12 protein-coding genes are annotated in these 15,806 nt (G+C 70.2%); 6 read left to right on the top strand and 6 right to left on the bottom strand.

Going from position 1 to position 15,806, the window contains the following annotated elements; all coding sequences use genetic code 11:
* Positions 1–64: 64 nt before the first annotated feature.
* Positions 65–2,137: an ATP-binding protein gene (locus HFL01S_RS01650; protein WP_066253685.1), complete on the top strand. Its 2,073-nt coding sequence runs from the start codon at positions 65–67 to the stop codon at positions 2,135–2,137.
* Between the two features lie 15 nt (positions 2,138–2,152).
* Here HFL01S_RS01650 and HFL01S_RS01645 read toward each other — a convergent pair whose 3' ends face one another.
* On the bottom strand, positions 2,153–3,232 hold the full coding sequence (locus tag HFL01S_RS01645) for a patatin-like phospholipase family protein (RefSeq protein WP_066253683.1): 1,080 nt from the start codon (positions 3,230–3,232) through the stop codon (positions 2,153–2,155).
* Positions 3,233–3,236: 4 nt separating this feature from the next.
* Positions 3,237–4,331, bottom strand: coding sequence for a calcium/sodium antiporter (locus HFL01S_RS01640; RefSeq protein WP_066253681.1), 1,095 nt, complete (start codon positions 4,329–4,331; stop codon positions 3,237–3,239).
* A 121-nt stretch (positions 4,332–4,452) separates the two neighbouring features.
* On the opposite strand from HFL01S_RS01640, the gene dinG reads away from it, so the two are divergent.
* The 4 genes from dinG to HFL01S_RS01620 are packed head-to-tail and all read left to right on the top strand — an operon-like array spanning position 4,453 to position 10,341.
* On the top strand, positions 4,453–6,735 hold the full coding sequence (dinG, locus tag HFL01S_RS01635; RefSeq protein ID WP_066253680.1) for an ATP-dependent DNA helicase DinG: 2,283 nt from the start codon (positions 4,453–4,455) through the stop codon (positions 6,733–6,735).
* 59 nt (positions 6,736–6,794) lie between these two features.
* Positions 6,795–8,270: an MBOAT family O-acyltransferase gene (locus HFL01S_RS01630; protein ID WP_066253677.1), complete on the top strand. Its 1,476-nt coding sequence runs from the start codon at positions 6,795–6,797 to the stop codon at positions 8,268–8,270.
* 27 nt (positions 8,271–8,297) lie between these two features.
* The gene (locus tag HFL01S_RS01625; RefSeq protein WP_066253674.1) at positions 8,298–9,830 is read left to right on the top strand and encodes an alginate O-acetyltransferase AlgX-related protein; all 1,533 of its coding nucleotides are present in this window, start codon (positions 8,298–8,300) and stop codon (positions 9,828–9,830) included.
* A 40-nt stretch (positions 9,831–9,870) separates the two neighbouring features.
* Complete coding sequence (locus tag HFL01S_RS01620; protein ID WP_066253831.1) at positions 9,871–10,341, top strand: CopD family protein; 471 nt, start codon at positions 9,871–9,873, stop codon at positions 10,339–10,341.
* Here HFL01S_RS01620 and HFL01S_RS01615 read toward each other — a convergent pair.
* From HFL01S_RS01615 to HFL01S_RS01600, 4 genes are read right to left on the bottom strand one after another with little or no spacing between them, the layout of a single operon-like run.
* The gene (locus tag HFL01S_RS01615) at positions 10,322–11,368 is read right to left on the bottom strand and encodes a metal-dependent hydrolase (RefSeq protein WP_066253671.1); all 1,047 of its coding nucleotides are present in this window, start codon (positions 11,366–11,368) and stop codon (positions 10,322–10,324) included. The genes HFL01S_RS01620 and HFL01S_RS01615 overlap by 20 nt on opposite strands.
* A gap of 43 nt (positions 11,369–11,411) precedes the next feature.
* A complete protein-coding gene (locus tag HFL01S_RS01610) occupies positions 11,412–12,053 on the bottom strand; it encodes a dioxygenase family protein (protein ID WP_084383030.1) in 642 nt (213 codons plus the stop codon).
* Positions 12,054–12,087: 34 nt separating this feature from the next.
* On the bottom strand, positions 12,088–14,766 hold the full coding sequence (locus HFL01S_RS01605) for a bifunctional acetate--CoA ligase family protein/GNAT family N-acetyltransferase (protein WP_066253669.1): 2,679 nt from the start codon (positions 14,764–14,766) through the stop codon (positions 12,088–12,090).
* The gene (locus HFL01S_RS01600) at positions 14,763–15,392 is read right to left on the bottom strand and encodes a DUF502 domain-containing protein (RefSeq protein ID WP_066253666.1); all 630 of its coding nucleotides are present in this window, start codon (positions 15,390–15,392) and stop codon (positions 14,763–14,765) included. The genes HFL01S_RS01605 and HFL01S_RS01600 overlap by 4 nt, the downstream gene beginning before the upstream one ends.
* 85 nt (positions 15,393–15,477) lie before the next feature.
* Here HFL01S_RS01600 and HFL01S_RS01595 point away from each other — a divergent pair, with 85 nt between their 5' ends.
* Positions 15,478–15,795 carry a hypothetical protein gene (locus tag HFL01S_RS01595; protein WP_084383018.1) on the top strand — a complete coding sequence of 106 codons (318 nt, stop codon included), beginning with the start codon at positions 15,478–15,480 and terminating at the stop codon, positions 15,793–15,795.
* The last annotated feature ends 11 nt before the right edge of the window (positions 15,796–15,806 follow it).

The raw sequence follows: 15,806 nt of genomic DNA, 5'->3' as shown, positions 1-15,806 counted from the left end.
AGCAGAGGATTGGTTGTCGTCCGCGGATGCAACAGGGGGTGTCTTGATTTCTCACCTGCGATCCATGGTCACTGCGGTGGCGCTGTTCACAGCGCTGGCCGTGCTGCTGCTCTGGGGACTGAGCCTTCGGTTGCAGCACCAGCTGCGCGACCAGGTGCTTGAGCGTGCGCAGATGCGCAGCCAGCAGCTTGCCGATGCCATGGCCGGGCAGATGGAGGCCAGCCTCGCGGTGCTGGACCTCGGGCTGCTGGGCCTGCGCTCGGCCTGGCCCAGGTCGCGCGAGGCTTTTGACGAGGTCGAGCAGCAGGTGGTTGCCACCCTGCCCAAGGGCCTGGTGTCCCACCTGTCGGTGATCGACGCGGGCGGCACGGTGATCTACAACAGCCCGGGCGTGGCGCCGGGCACCTTTGTCGGCGACCAGCCGCATTTCAAGGCCCTGCGCTTGGGCGGCGATCGGCTGGTGGTGGGTGAGCCGGTGCGTTCGCAGCGCACCGGCGAGTGGCTGATCGCCGTGGGACGGCCCATGTTCCGCGACGGGGTGTTCTCGGGTGCGGTTCACTTCAATGTGTCGTCCGAGCACCTGGCCCTGCTGCTGGGCCGGCTGGCGCTGTCGGACAACGACCTGGTGGGCCTGGTGCACCCGGGCGGCGCGTTCCTGGCGCGCAGCCTGCACAACGCCGCGGCCATGGGCCAGAAGCTGCCGGCGGACCGCCCCTATCTGCTGGGCCCCGTGTCGAGCCGGGGCACCTTCCGGGTTGGCGGTGCGGTCGATGGCGTGCCGCGCCTGTTCGGCTGGCAGCGCCTGGCCGACAGCGGCGTGGTGGTGGTGGTCGGCCTGTCGCATGCCTCGGTGCTGGCGCCGCTGGAGGGCACGCGCCGGCAGGCCCTGCTGCTGACGGCGCTGCTGTCGCTGGCGCTGCTGGCGGTGGGGGCCTGGATCGGCTGGCTGCTGCACAACCTGGAGCGCCGGCAGGAAGAGGCGCGGGTGAACCGCCAGCAGATGGAGGAGGCGCAGCGCCTGGCGCGGGTGGGGCACTGGACCTACAACCCCTACAGCGGGGCGACGACCTGGTCGCAGGAGATCTGCCGCATCTTTGGCCGGGAACCTGCGACGTTCCGGCCCAGCTTCGAGGGCTACTGGCAGCACGTGCACCCCGAAGACCGCAGCCGGCTTGATGCGGTGATTGCCCGGTCGCGGGCTTCGTTCACCGCAGTCGACGAGGTGCACCGCATCGTGCTGGCCGACGGCAGCCTGCGCTGGGTGCGCGTGCTGGCGCAGATGGATCCGCTCGCCAAGGAAAAGATCTACAGCGGCACCATGCAGGACATCACCGAGCTGCACGAAGCCCAGCGGGCGCTGGAGCAGCTCAACACCGAGCTGGACCGGCGGGTGAAGTCGCGCACGCGCGAGCTGACCATGCTCAACCGCGACCTGGAGTCCTTCACCTACTCGGTCTCGCACGACCTGCGCACGCCGCTGCGCAGCATCCACGGCTTTGCGACCCTGCTGCAGGAGAGCGACGCGGACAAGCTCAGCGACGACGGGCTGGACTCGCTCCAGCGCATCCAGAGCAGCGCGCGCCGCATGGGCCTGCTGATCAACGACATGCTGTCGATGGCGCAGCAGAGCCGGGCCGAGCTGCGCACGCAGCACGTCAACCTCTCCGAGCTGGCGCGGTCCGTGGTCCGGGATCTGCAGCAGACCGATCCCGCGCGCCAGGTGCGGTGGGAGATCGCCGACGGCCTGTCGGCGCAGGCCGATCCCGGCCTGATGGCGGTGGTGATGCAGAACCTGCTGGGCAACGCCTGGAAGTACACCGGCCGCACCGAGGCGGCGCACATCGAGTTCTTCGGGCTGGGCGAGGCCGAGGGCATGCAGAACTTCTGCGTGCGCGACAACGGCGCGGGCTTCGACATGACCTACGCCGACCAGCTGTTCCAGCCCTTCAAGCGGCTGCACCGGCTCGACGAGTTCGAGGGCACGGGCGTGGGGCTGGCCAGCGTGCAGCGCATCCTGCAGCGCCACGGCGGCAGCGTGCGCGGCGAGGGAGTGGTCGGGCAGGGCGCCACTTTCTGTTTCAGCCTGCCGCTGGAGCCGGTGCGGCAGTTCCTGGACTCCACGCCGAACCAGCGCTGACGCGCCGCGCCGGCCTCAGCCGGTGTGGGTCGGTGGCAGCGGGCTGGTCGATCGGCGGCCGATGTCCTGCGCGTGTGCGAGCAGCCAGTCGTGCGCGGCCTGGCGGCCGATGCGGTGCAGCTCCAGCAGAAAACTGCGGCTGGTCTGCAGCTTGCTCGATGCGCCAAAGCGCGAGAGCTCGGCGTCGGCCTCCAGCCGGTGCAGGCGCAGATCGTCGATGCGGCGGAACAGCGGTCGCTGGTAGCAGGCGTCGGGCCGGCCGGCGTCTTCGATCAGCTCCTTGATGAGCGCGATGGTGCGCAGCTCCTTGAGCAGGCTGGCGTTGAAGGTGACCTCGTTGGTGCGGTCGAGGATGTCGCTGGCCTGGGTCGGCACGGTGTCGCGCCGGCTCGGGTTGATCGGCACCAGCAGCAGGTCGTCGGCGTCGGTTTCGCTGATCAGCGGCATCAGGGTCGGGTTGCCGGCGTAACCGCCGTCCCAGTAGGCCTCGCCGCCGATCTCCACCGCCTGGAACAGCAGCGGCAGGCAGGCCGAGGCCAGCACCATGTCGGCGGTCAGCTCGTCCTGGTTGAACACGCGCAGCTCGCCAGTGGCGACGTGGGTGGCGGCGATGAACAGCTGGGTGCGGTGGCAGCCGCGCACACGGTCGAAGTCGATCGTGTCCTGCAGGATGTCGCGCAGCGGGTTGAGGTTCAGCGGGTTGAGCTGGTAGGGCGAGAACTGGCTGCCCAGCGCCTGCGCCGCCTGGCGCCAGGGCGCGATCCAGGGCTGCAGCCAGGGGTTGTCCGGACCGAACATCGCCGCCAGCGGGCCGTTGTGCAGCGAGGAGAAGGGCGCGGCTTCGGCCACCTTCATCCAGAAGCGGCGCAGCGCGGCCTGCGCGCCGACGCGGCCGCCCTCCATCAGTCCGGCCGCCAGCGCGACGGCGTTCATCGCGCCCGCGCTGGTGCCGCTGACGCCGGCGATCTCCAGCCACTCCTCTTCCAGCAGCCGGTCGAGCACGCCCCAGGTGAAGGCGCCGTGCGAGCCGCCGCCCTGCAAGGCGAGGTCGATGCGTTGGCGCGGCGCAGAGGAGCGGTTCTGGCGGGTGGCCATGGGGTCAGTGTCCTCCGGATGGTGCGGCCGGCTTGCGGCCCAGCAGCGCCACCACCAGGGTGATCACCGTCAGCGGCACCACGAAGCCCATCATCACCGACGAGTAGGCACCTAGCGCGGCGTGCTGCTGCGCGGCCAGGATCAGGTAGGCGACATAGGCCACGTAGTACAGCAGGAACACGCCGCCCTCCCAGCGCGCGATCTCGCGCCCGGTCATGAACACCGGCACGCAGGCCAGCGCCACCGCCAGCATCACCCAGAGGTCGAAGTTCATCACCGATTCGGGCACCGCCAGCCCGGCCGCGCCAGAGGCAACACCGGCAATGCCCAGGCAGCCCAGGATGTTGAAGATGTTGCTGCCCACCACGTTGCCCACCGCGATGTCGCGCTCGCCCTTGACGGCGGCCATCACCGAGGTGGCGACCTCGGGCATCGAGGTGCCGGCCGCCACGATGGTCAGGCCGATCACCACGTCGCTCACGCCCAGCGATCGGGCGAACACCACCGCCGCGTCCACCAGCCACTGCGAGCCCAGCACCAGCAGGCCCAGCCCGGCGGCCATCAGCACCAGCTGCACCGGCAGGCGGCTGTCCCAGCTGCCCGGCGCCGCCGGCTTCACCTCGGCCGCGTACTCGTCGACCGCGGCCTGTGTTTCCCGGCGCGACTGCACGATCAGGAACCCGGTGTAGGCCACCATCAGCGTGCAGAGCATCACGGCGTCCCACAGGCCCAGCGAGCGGTCGAGCACCAGCACCAGCAGCAGCAAGGAGATGCCCAGCATGATCGGCACCTCCTGCCGGATCAGCTGGATGTTGACCACCAGCGGCGTGATCGCCGCCGACAGGCCGAGGATGAACAGCACGTTGAAGATGTTGCTGCCCACCACGTTGCCGATGGCCAGGTCCGTCCGGCCGTCCAGCACCGCGCCGACCGAGACGGCCACCTCGGGTGCACTGGTGCCGAAGGCCACGATGGTCAGCCCCACCACCAGGGGCGAGATGCCGAACGAGAGCGCCAGCTTCGACGAGCCGCGCACCAGCAGTTCGGCGCCGGCGATCAGGGCCACAAGGCCCGCCACAAACATGCCCAGTGTCAACATCGGTCGCGCTCCTCGGGTGGTTGGTCCGGGCAGCATGGTGCCACGGCGGCGGGCAGGCGCCTGGCGTGGGGTCTCCGCGCGGTCGGAGACAATCGGGAGCCATTTCTCAGGCGCCACCCCCTTGACCGACGAACCGACCGACCGACCCTCCGGACCGCTGGCGCGCGAAGCCCTGGCGCTGGGCGCCTTCGACCACGTGGTCTCGCGGCTGGACGGTTTCCGCGCGCGCGCTGGCCAGCGCGAGATGGCGGCCCACATCGCCGAGACCCTGAGCGTGGTCGACTGGCCCGCCAAGCCCGAGAAGGGCGAAGACCCGCCGCCGGCCGGGCCGCGCGGCATCGCGGTGGTGCAGGCCGGCACCGGCGTGGGCAAATCGGCCGCCTACGCCTCGACCGTGATCCCGCTGGCGCTGGCGCAGGGCAAGCGCGTGATGATCTCCACCGCCACCGTGGCGCTGCAGGAGCAGCTGATCGCCAAGGACCTGCCGGCACTGGCCGCGGTGCTGCCGCAGCCCTTCGTCTTCACGCTCGCCAAGGGGCGGGGTCGGTATGTGTGCCGCCTCAAGCTCGACCAGATGGCCGGCGGCGACGTGGCCACCTCCGACCTGTTCGGAGACGAGCCCGACGACAAGCCCAAGGGCGATGCGCTGGAGCGCGTGTGGGCCGAGCGCGGCCGGATCTACGAGCGCTGGGGCCAGATGCTCGACAGCGGCGACTGGGACGGCGACCGCGACCGCCTGGCCGAACCGCCCGAGGGAGATGTTTGGACCCCGGTCGCGGCCGAGCGCCACACCTGCACCGCGCGCCACTGCCCCAGCTACAACGGCTGCAGCTACTACCGCTCGCGCGCCAAGCTGGCGCAGTCGCAGGTGATCGTGGTCAACCACGACCTGCTGCTCTCGACGCTGGGCCTGCACGCGCTGCCCGACCCGTCCGACTGCTACCTGGTGTTCGACGAGGCCCACCACCTGGGCAGCGTCGCGCAGGGCCAGTTCACCGAGAGCATGGACCTGATGCGCGGCGGCTGGCTGGACAAGCTGCCGCGCGCCGTGACCGACGTGGCGGGCGCCATCGCCCACCCGCTGGGCGCGGACGTGACCACGCTGGCGCGCGAGCTCAAGGCCGCGCAGGCCGAGCTGGCGCGGCGCGCGATGGCGCGGCTGGCCGAGTCGCCCGAATGGCTGGCGCTGTCGGGCAGGCAGGGCGGCATGCGCCCACGCAACGGCCGCGACGGTGGCGCCGGCTTCGAGTTCAACGTGCCCAACGCCACCGAACGGCTCGAAGGCGGCGCGCTGCCGGCCGAATGGGAGGAGACCGTGGGCCAGATCGCCAGCCGCTCGGGTGCCCTGCTCAAGGAGTTCGAGCTGATCGCGGCGCAGCTGAAGGTGCTGGCGCGCGACGACCCGGGCGACGCCCCGCGCTGCGCCCAGCTCTACAGCCGCATCGGCACCTTTGCGCCCCGCCTGCAGCACATGGCCGCCACGGCCGAGCTCTGGCTGCAGGCCCCGGTGGAGGGGCAGGCACCGCTGGCCAAGTGGCTGGAGGCTGGCATCCAGAACGGCCTGGTCACGCTCAGCGCGCACGCGTGCCCGCTGAATCCCGGTGGCCTGCTGCGAGCCCACCTCTGGAGCAAGGTGCGGGCAGCGGTCGCGACCTCGGCCTCGCTGGTGACCTGCGGCAGCTTCGACCACTTCCTGCACGAAAGCGGCCTGGCCTGGGACGAGGATGTGAAGGTGCGCGAGGTGCAGAGCCCCTTCGACCACGCCAGCCAGGGCCGCCTGGTGGTGGTGCAGACGCAGAGCGACCCCAAGGACGTGGAAGGTTATTCGCGCGAGATGCTCGACCTGCTGATGGACGACCTGCGCGAGGTGAAACGCGGCGCGCTGGTGCTGTTCACCTCCAAGGCGCTGATGAAGCGCGCGCAGGACCTGCTGGAACGCGGCTTGCACAGCGAGCTTCGCGAGAAGGTGCTGGTGCAGGGGGAGTCCTCGCGCACCATGCTGCTGAAGCGCCACGCGGACCGCGTGGCCGACGGCGGCGCCTCGATCCTGTTCGGCCTGCAGTCCTTCGGCGAAGGGCTGGACCTGCCGGGCGAGCTGTGCGAATGGGTGTTCATCACCAAGCTGCCCTTCGCCTCGCCCAGCGACCCGGTGGGCCAGGCGCGCGCCGACTGGCTCAAGGCCCAGGGCCGCGACCCGTTCAGCGAGCTGGTGGTGCCGGCGACCGGTGCGCGCCTGCTGCAGTGGACCGGCCGCGCCCTGCGCACCGAAACCGACGAGGCGGTGGTGGTCTGCTACGACGCTCGCCTGCTGCGCCAGAGCTACGGCCGGCGCATGCTCAAGGGCCTGCCGCCGTACCGGCTGCAACGGCGCGACGGTGACCGTCTGACCGAGGTGGCGCGTTGACCCCTTTCGCCGTGAAACAGCCCGCGCATGCCGCGCGGGCCTGAAGGAAGTTTGTCTCCGTGGTTTTCAGCAGCTGGCCGTTCATCTTCGTCTTCCTGCCGGTGACGCTGCTGGTGTATTTCCAGCTCAACCGCGCGCGCCGCACGGTGCTGGGCAAGGCCTGGCTGGTGCTGGCCAGCCTGTTCTTCTACGGCTACTGGAACTGGGTCCACCTGCCGCTGATCCTGGCGTCCATCGGCCTGAACTTCCTGCTGGGCCGGCGCCTGGCGCGCTGGCCGTCGGGGGCCAACCTGCGGCACAAGCGCTACTGGCTGATCGCGGGCATCGCTGCCAACCTGCTCGCGCTGGCCTACTACAAGTACATCCACTTCATCACCGAGAACCTGGCCTGGGCCTGGGGCCTGCCGGTGCAGATGGACCCGGTGGTGCTGCCGCTGGCGATCAGCTTCTTCACCTTCACCCAGATCGTCTACCTGGTGGACAGCTACCGCAGTGAAACCGGGCACTACGACCTGCTGAACTACGCGCTGTTCGTGACCTTCTTTCCGCACCTGATCGCGGGACCGATCGTGCAGCACAGCCAGATCATGCCGCAGTTCAATTCGCGCTGGACCTGGCTGCCGCGCGAGTCGAACCTCGTCAAAGGCCTGCTGCTGTTCGGGCTGGGGTTGTTCAAGAAAGTGGCCATCGCGGACGTGTTCGCGGTGTGGGCCGACGCCGGTTTCGACGGCACCGGGCCGCTGGACCTGGTCGGCGCCTGGGTCGCCAGCCTGTCCTACACCTTCCAGCTCTACTTCGACTTCAGCGGCTACTGCGACATGGCCATGGGCGTGGCCCTGCTGTTCAACATCTGGCTGCCGGTCAACTTCAACTCTCCCTACCGCGCCACCAGCATCCAGGACTTCTGGCGCCGCTGGCACATCACGCTCAGCCACTTCCTGCGCGACCAGCTCTACATCCCGCTGGGCGGCAACCGCGCCGGGCGCTGGCGGACCCACCTCAACCTCGTCATCACCTTCGCGCTCGGCGGCTTGTGGCACGGCGCGTCGTGGATGTTCGTCATCTGGGGTCTGCTGCACGGCCTGGCCCTGGTGGTCCACCGGCTCTGGGGTGGGCTCGGCTGGCGCATGCCGTGCGCGCTGGCCTGGGGCCTGACCTTCCTGTTTGTCAACTTTGCCTGGGTGTTCTTCCGCGCCAAGGACTGGGACAGCGCCCGGCGCGTGCTCGCCGGCATGGTCGACTTTGGGTCTCTGCGTGCTGTGCCGCTCGCGGACGTGCCCACCGATGCCCTGGCCTGGTCGGGCTGGCTGGGCGATGCCCTGCTGCGCGCCATGCCCGCGCAACTCGTCGCGCACCTGCCGACGCTGCTGATGATCGCGCTGGCCTTCTGCATCGTGCCCCGGCCCAATGCGATCCACTGGGCCACCACCAAGGTCACCAGCACCAAGCGGGCAGCGGGCACCCTGGTCCTGGTCGTGGCCCTGGTCGCCACCCTCGCAAGCACCAGTTCCGTGTTCCTCTACTTCAACTTCTAGATGCTGCCCCGGCGCCGATCCCTTCGCATGCTGCTGGCCACATTGCTGGGCCTGGCTTTGCTGCCGCTGCTCAACGGGTGGCTGGTGACGCCGCCGCCAGGAGCGGCCTGCTGCAGCGTCGAACGCTGGTTCTCGTCGGAACCCTTGCTGCGCGCCGCCAGCGCGGCGCTGCACCGGGTGGGCATCAGCGTCGCGCCCCGGCAGGTGGTGGTTGGCCGTGACGGCTGGCTGTACCTGGGCGACGAGCAGAGCGGCTCGCTGTCGACCCACCGGCGCGCTGGTCGGCCCAGCGACATCCAACTGGGCACCTCCTTTGGCGAGGGCGCCCGGCGCTGGGACGCGTTCCTGAAGAGCCGGGGAGTGAAGGCCTTCCGCATCCTCGTGGCCCCGGACAAGGAGTCGGTGTACCCGGAGCACCTGCCGCAATGGGCCGCGCCCCCGGCCGCGCCCGGTGTTGCCGACACGCTGCTGGCCCACACCGGGACGGACCTATTTGTCGACACCCGCGGGCTGCTGCGGCGCGCGGCGGCCACGTCGCCGAACCCGCTGTTCTATCGCCACGACACCCACTGGAACACCCTGGGCGCTTCGTATGGCTTTGCGGCGCTGGAGCGCTCGCTCAGAGCCGACCTGCCCGATGTGGTCTGGCCATCCGCAGACGAGCGCCGCCTGCTGGGGCTGAGACCCCGAACCGGTGGCGACCTGGCGGACTCCTTGCGAATGGGACCCTGGCTGACCGAAACCGAGCCTGTGCTCATGGTCTCCGAGCGGCTGGGCGTGCGTGTGCACCGGCGCCATGGCGGCGGCGAAGTGTTGGACCCGGCCCGCGTGGCCGATGCGCGGGTCGCCATGACGTTTCCGGTGCGGACCCAGCACGACCAGGCCCTCAACGCGCGGCGTGTGCTGTGGCTGGCGGATTCGTTCGGCAAAGGCATGGACGACCTGATGCACCGCAGCTTTGCCGAGGTGGTGACCCTGCACTGGCGGGACGTACACATGCACGGTGGCCAGCTGGTCCGGCTGATTGATGAGGTCAGGCCCGATGTGGTGATCGTGACCGTGGTCGAGCGCGCGCTCGCCACACCCGCCTTTGCCAGCGTTCTGCAATATGCGCCCATGCCAGCACATGGCGCCGTGGCCGAAGAAGCCGCTGGCACACCGCAGGTGGCCGAACTGGTCGAGATGAGTGGCGTGGAGCGCCTCGGTGAGGGTTTCCGCATCACGTCAGGGGCAGCCTCGATGAGCTTTCGTCTGCCCCAGCCGGCGGCGGGGATGGGCGTCTCGCTGCACCTGGTCTGCGCGGACGGATCGGCCTCGCTGCCAGTCCAGCTGTTCTGGCGCGGGGCGAACGAGCCGCGCTTTCACCGTGATCACAGCGTGCGCTGGCTGCACGTCGGAGACCGAAGTGCCCTGGTCGGGCTGACCACGGTCGACGGGCGATCTGCCGGCGAGATGGCGGTGTTGCGTCTGGACCTGCGCGGGCAGGGGCATTGCCGCGAGTTCCGGCTGCAGGAGCTGGCGCTGCGGCCCAGCCAGTCAGCGGTGGGGCGATTGCGGTGACGGCTGGGCCTGCAGGACCGATCTCCGTATGATCGGCCGCATGCTCTACGCCACCCTCAAACTGCTGCACGTGCTGTCCATCGTCGTCTGGGTCGGCGGCATGGTGTTCGCCCACTTCTTCCTGCGGCCGGCCGCGATGCAGTTGCCGCCGCCGCAGCGCATCCCGCTGATGCATGCGGCGCTGCAGCGCTTCTTCCGCGCGGTGGTGGTGGCGGTGTTGGTGGTGTTCGTCACCGGCGGCTGGATGATCGGCCGCGCAGCGAAGGAAACGGTGCAGGCCGGGCTGGCCTTCAACATGCCGCTGGACTGGACCCTGATGGCCACGCTGGGCGTGCTGATGATGGCCATCTTCGCCCACATCCGCTTCGCGCTCTACAAGCGCCTGGACAAGGCCGTGGCCGCGCAGGACTGGCCGGCGGGCGGGGCGGCGCTGGCGTCGATCCGCACCTGGGTGAGCGTCAACCTCGCCATCGGCGTGTTGATCGTCTCCTTCACCCTGCTGATGGCTTGACCGCCCCCTGCCAGGGCGGCGCCACGTCCTGCCCCCACATGCGCTGGCCGATCCAGCGCAGCGCGGGGCCCACCGGTGGCCGTTCGCTCACCTGTGTCGCGGGCACCGAGCCCACGGCGCTCAGCGGTCCCAGGTCGAAGTTGAAGACGTAGTCGGGCTCCTGGCCCATGCGCAGATCGGTGATGCGCAGCTGGCCGTCTGACGTGGTCGACAGCTTCACGAAGCCGCCGGTGAAAGCCGCGAGGCGGGCGACCGGCGCGGCCTGGCCGTGCGCGGCCATCAGCTCGGCGCCGCGGGTGTGGGTGGCGAAACGCAGCGGGCGCGCGCCATCCAGCAACGAGACATAGGCTTCGAGAAAGCGCGGGTCGGACGCATCGTCGGGCAGCGCCACCACGCGCCATAGCAGGGTCTGGAACGGCGCCGGCGTGACCAGCACCCGTTCGGCCGCGACGCCCTGTTCGCGCAGTGAGTCGCGGGCCTGCTGTTCCACATGCGCCTGCGCCAGGGCGCTCCAGGCCAGGTAGGCGGTGGACACCACCAGCCCGACTGCGTTCCAGCGCAGGCCGCGCGTCGCGTCCTTCATGCGCAGCGCCGCCACCACGCCGACGATCAGCGGCAGGGTGTAGGCCGGGTCGATGATGAACATGCTGCCCACGCCGTAGGGGTGGTTGGTGAAGGGCAGCAGCAACTGGGTGCCGTAGATGGTCATGGCGTCCAGCAGCGGGTGGGTGATGAGCACCAGCCAGAGGGAAAGCCACCACCTGCGGAACAGATGGGCGTCACGGTGAATGCGCGACACCACCCACGCCATCAACGGCGCGAACAGCGTGAGCCAGAACAGCGCGTGGCTCTCAGCGCGATGCAGCACCATGTTGAGCAGGGCGTCGCCGTGGTCGATGACCACGTCCAGGTCGGGCAGGGTGCCGGCGACCGCGCCCCAGGTGGCCGCTTTCCAAACGGCGGTGCGGCGGCCCATGACGCCGATGGCAACCGCAGAACCCAGGGCAACTTGAGAGAGTGAATCCATGCGCCGAGCTTAGGGCTGGCGCATCAGGTCCGGCGTCGTGGGGTCATGCCTGGACGACGACGGCGTACTCGGCTTTCAGCCCGTCGGGGCTGTTGACAAACGGCCTTGTCAGCAACGCCTGCCCCTCTTCGCCCAGGCGCCGCCAGAGAAAGTCGCGCGCATTGCCCGGGTCTCCCTGCACGTAGAACTGTGTGGTCAGCAGTTCCCGCCCGTCGAGTTTCACCTTCACGTGGATGTGCGGCGTGCGGCCGCTGTAGGGCGCGGGCCTGAGGGTGCGGAAGCGGTAGCCGCCGTCCTTGCCCAGGGTGACCTTGCCGAAGCCCTGGAAGGCCGGGTCGGCGCGTGCGCCGTCACCGGGGTGGTGGTAGTGGCCGTCCTGGTCGCACTGCCAGATCTCGATCACACCGCCAGCCAGCGGCACGCTGCGGGTGTCGGTCACGGTGCCGCTGACCCAGGCGGGCTGGCCCTTGCCATAGGCCGCGGCGCCGGAGCGCAGCAGGTCGAAGTCGGTGTCGGCGGGGAAGGCCACAGGGTAGTAGGGGCCTTCGGTCTGACCTGGCGTCGGGCGCAGGGTCTTGCCCTGGGCCAGGGCGGGCGTGAGCCAGACGGGCGCTGCGGTGGCGGCGATCAGGCCGGCGCCGCCCTTGAGCAGCGATCGGCGCGAGGACAGCGGGGCGGTCGGCATGGCGGGCTCCATGAAGAGGTGGCCCGCCACCGGTTCAGGTGCGGGACGGGTTCTGCAGATCCAGCGAGACGAAGCGCAGACTGAGGTCGTTCGGTTCGCCGGGGTGGGCGCCCTCTTGGAAGCCCAGCGCGCGCGCAAGTTCCAGCATGCCGGCGTTTTCGCGCAGCACCACGCCCACCAGGCGCTGCGTGCCGCGCTGGCGCAGGTGGCCGATCATCTTGTCCATGAGCCGGCGCCCGAGTCCGCCGCCCTTGAGGTCGCTGCGCACGATCACGCCGAACTCGGCGTCGTGGTTGTCCGGGTCGATCGCCACCCGCACCGCGCCCAGCGTTTCCTCGTCGCCGGCCGGGAGCGGCCGGGTGGCGATGAAGACCATCTCGCGTGCGTAGTCGATCTGCGTCAGCCGCGCCAGCTCGCTGTGCTCGATGTGGCGGCGGCTGTAGAACACGCGCAGGCGGATGTCCTCCGGGTCCAGCCGTTCCAGGAAGGCGCGGTGCTGGGGCTCGTCCTCCGGGCGGATCGGACGCAGGGTGACGGCCTGACCCCGCCAGGCCCAGGTCTCGACCAGCTCGACCGGGTAGGGCTGGATGGCGAAGTTCGCCGCGCCGGCCGGTCGCTGGGCCGACACCCGCACGCGTGCGTCCAGCGCGATGGCGCCTTCGTGGTTGGTCAGCAGCGGGTTGATGTCCAGCTCGGCGATTTCCGGCACCTCGGCCAGCAGCTCTGAGACGCTCACCAGCACCTGCGCCACGGCGTCGATGTCGGCCGCCGGTTCGTCGCGGTAGCCCCGCAGCAGGCGGTGGATGCGGGTGCGCGCGATCTGTGCCAGCGCCAGCGGCGTGTTCAGCGGCGGCAGCCCCAGCGCCCGGTCGGCCAGCACCTCGACCGCCGTGCCACCCGCGCCGAACAGGATGACGGGGCCGAACAGGCGGTCGACGCTGGCGCCCACGATCAGTTCATGCGCGTGCTTCTTGCGGACCATGGGCTGCACGGTGAAGCCCTGCACGTCGGCGTCGGGCCGCAGCTCGCGCACGCGCTGCAGCATGGCGGTGCACACCTGCGCCAGCTCGGTCGCGCTGCCGATGTTCAGGCGCACGCCGCCGACATCGCTCTTGTGCGAGATCGCGTGCGAGAGGATCTTGACCACCACCGGGTAGCCCAGCGCCTCGGCGGCGGCTTCGGCCTCGGCGGCGCTCGGGCCGGCCACCCGGGTCGGCACCACCGGCAGGCCGGCCGCGGCCAGCAGCGACTTGGCCTCGGGCTCGGTGAGGATCTCGCGGCCATCGGCCAGCACCGCGTCCACGATGGCGCGCACGGCGGGCAGGTCCATGGCGTGCGAGGCGTCGCGCGCAGGTGGCGTCTGCAGCAGCTCGGTCTGGTGCTGGCGGTAGCTGCGCAGCAGGGCGAACGCGCGCACCGCTTCCTCGGGGGTCGCGTAGTCGGGCACGCCGGCATCGCGGAAGGTCTGGCGCGCCTGCGCCACCGCGCGGTCGCCCAGCCAGGAGCCCAGCACGCGCCGCGGCCTGGCCGTGACCTGAGGAAGCACGGCCTGCGCGATCTCGGCGCTGGGCACGATGGCGGTGGGCGCGTGGATGAACAGCACCGCGCTGGTCCGGTCGGTCGCCAGTGCCTCCAGCGCCGCCACATAGCGCTCGGCCGGCGCGTCGCCGATGATGTCCACCGGGTTGGCGCGCGACCAGTTCGCCGGCAGCACGGCGTCCAGCCGCGCCAGCATGGCGGCGTCCAGCGGCGCCAGCGGCACGCCCAGGGCCGAGGCCTCGTCGGCGGCCATCACACCGGCGCCGCCGCCGTTGGTGAGCACGACCAGCTTCTCAGAGGGGCCATCGCGGAAGCGCGCCAGCGTCTCCGCCGCCAGGAACAGGTCGTCCAGCGTGAGCACGCGCAGCATGCCGGCGCGCGCGATGGCGGCGTCGAACACCGCGTCGGAGCCGGCCAGGGCGCCGGTGTGCGAGGCGGCCGCGGCCTGGCCGGCGGCCGAACGGCCGGCCTTGACCACGATCACCGGCTTGTTGCGCGCGGCGGCGCGCGCGGCCGACATGAACTTGCGGGCCTCCTCGACCGATTCGATGTAGAGCAGGATGGCGCGCGTGTGCGGGTCGCTGCCAAGGAAGTCGAGCATGTCGCCGAAGTCCACGTCGGCGTGCTCACCCAGCGAGACGAAATGCGAGAAGCCGATGCCGCGCGCCGACGCCCAGTCCAGCATGGCCGTCACCAGTGCGCCCGATTGCGAGACGAAGGCCAGTTCGCCGGGCTGGGCGCCGATGTGGGCGAAGCTGGCGTTCAGGCCCAGGTGCGGCACCAGCATGCCGATGCAGTTGGGGCCGAGGAAGCGCAGGGTGTGGGGCCGTGCCGCGTCCAGCATGGCCTGCTTGGTGGCCTTGTCCAGGCCCGCGGTGACGACCACCGCCGCCCGGGTGCCGCGCTCGCCCAGCTGGGCGATCAGGCCGGGCACGGTGGCGGCCGGGGTGCAGATGATGGCCAGGTCCGGCGCCTCGGGCAGTGCGGCGACGCTGGCATAGGCCGGGGCGTCGCCGATGTGGCGGTGCTTGGGGTTGACCGGGTAGAGCCGACCCTTGAATTCGGCCGACAGGTTGCGCCACACCGTCGCGCCCACGCTGGCGGCCCGTTCCGAGGCGCCCAACACGGCGACCGAAGCGGGCGAGAACAGGGCGTCGAGGTGGCGGATGCTCATGATTTGTTCGGCGCCATGAAGGCGATCAGGGCCAGCCGCATGGCTTCCTCCACCGACATGTCCACCGGCGTGGTCCAGCTGCGTGGCACGAACACGGTGTAGCCGCCGATCATGTAGCCCATGGGCAGGTAGACCGCCACCTGGTCCTCCAGCTCGGCCAGGCCCCTGGGCAGACCCTTCATGCTCTGGCGCGTGACCAGGCCGACGGTGCTCAGTTCGTGGCCGGGCATTTTCAGCAGCACCACCTGCTGCGCGTCCTGTTCGTGCGGCGCGAAGTAGTCGGCGAAGTTCTTGAGCGAGGAGTAGATGCTCTTGACCACCGGCAGGTTGGTGAAGGGCAGCTCGACATAGGACAGCAGCTTGCCGGTGATGTGCATGGACATCAGCACACCCAGGGCCAGGATGATCAACGCCCCCAGCGCGATGCCCAGGCCTGGCAGGTAGAACTCGCCGGTGAGCGGCCGCAGCAGCTGCATGGCGGTGCGCTCGGTCCAGGTGATGAAAATCACCAGCACGTAGACCGTGATGGCCAGCGGCAGGAAGGTGATCAGCCCACGGAAAAAGTACTGCGACAGGCGGTTCAGGAGCGGGGGGCGCGGCTCAGGCGCTGGGACGGGCGGTTTCATGGATTCAGCATAGCAGCGGCAGGCGACAACCGGTTGACCTGGCGGAACTTGCAGACGCGCAAAATGTCCCTATCTGATGCCTCACATGAATCCTGTGTCCGATCTGTTGTCCCGAATCTTCCGTGGTGCCCTCAAGCTGGTCCTGGTGCTGGCTGCAATGGCGTTCGTGCTGAGCTTCCTGCTCGCGGCCCTGGTGGCGGTGCTGGTGATGTCGGTGTGGTCGCTGGTCACCGGGCGCAAGCCGGCGCCGGTGGTGATGTTCTCGCGCATGCGTGAGCAGTCGCGTCAGTACACGCAAGGCATGTGGCCGGGCCGGACCCCGCCGGGCGATGTGGTCGACGTGGACGCCACCGAGGTGGGCGAGCGCCCGGGCGCCGAGTCGCCGCTGCAGCGCCTTCGCTGAGTCAGCGCTGA

It is taken from the genome of Hydrogenophaga flava NBRC 102514 (genome assembly GCF_001571145.1).
Lineage (GTDB): Bacteria > Pseudomonadota > Gammaproteobacteria > Burkholderiales > Burkholderiaceae_C > Hydrogenophaga > Hydrogenophaga flava.
Note: the sequence above shows the minus strand (reverse complement) of the source record. Positions and strands in the feature narration are given on the sequence as shown.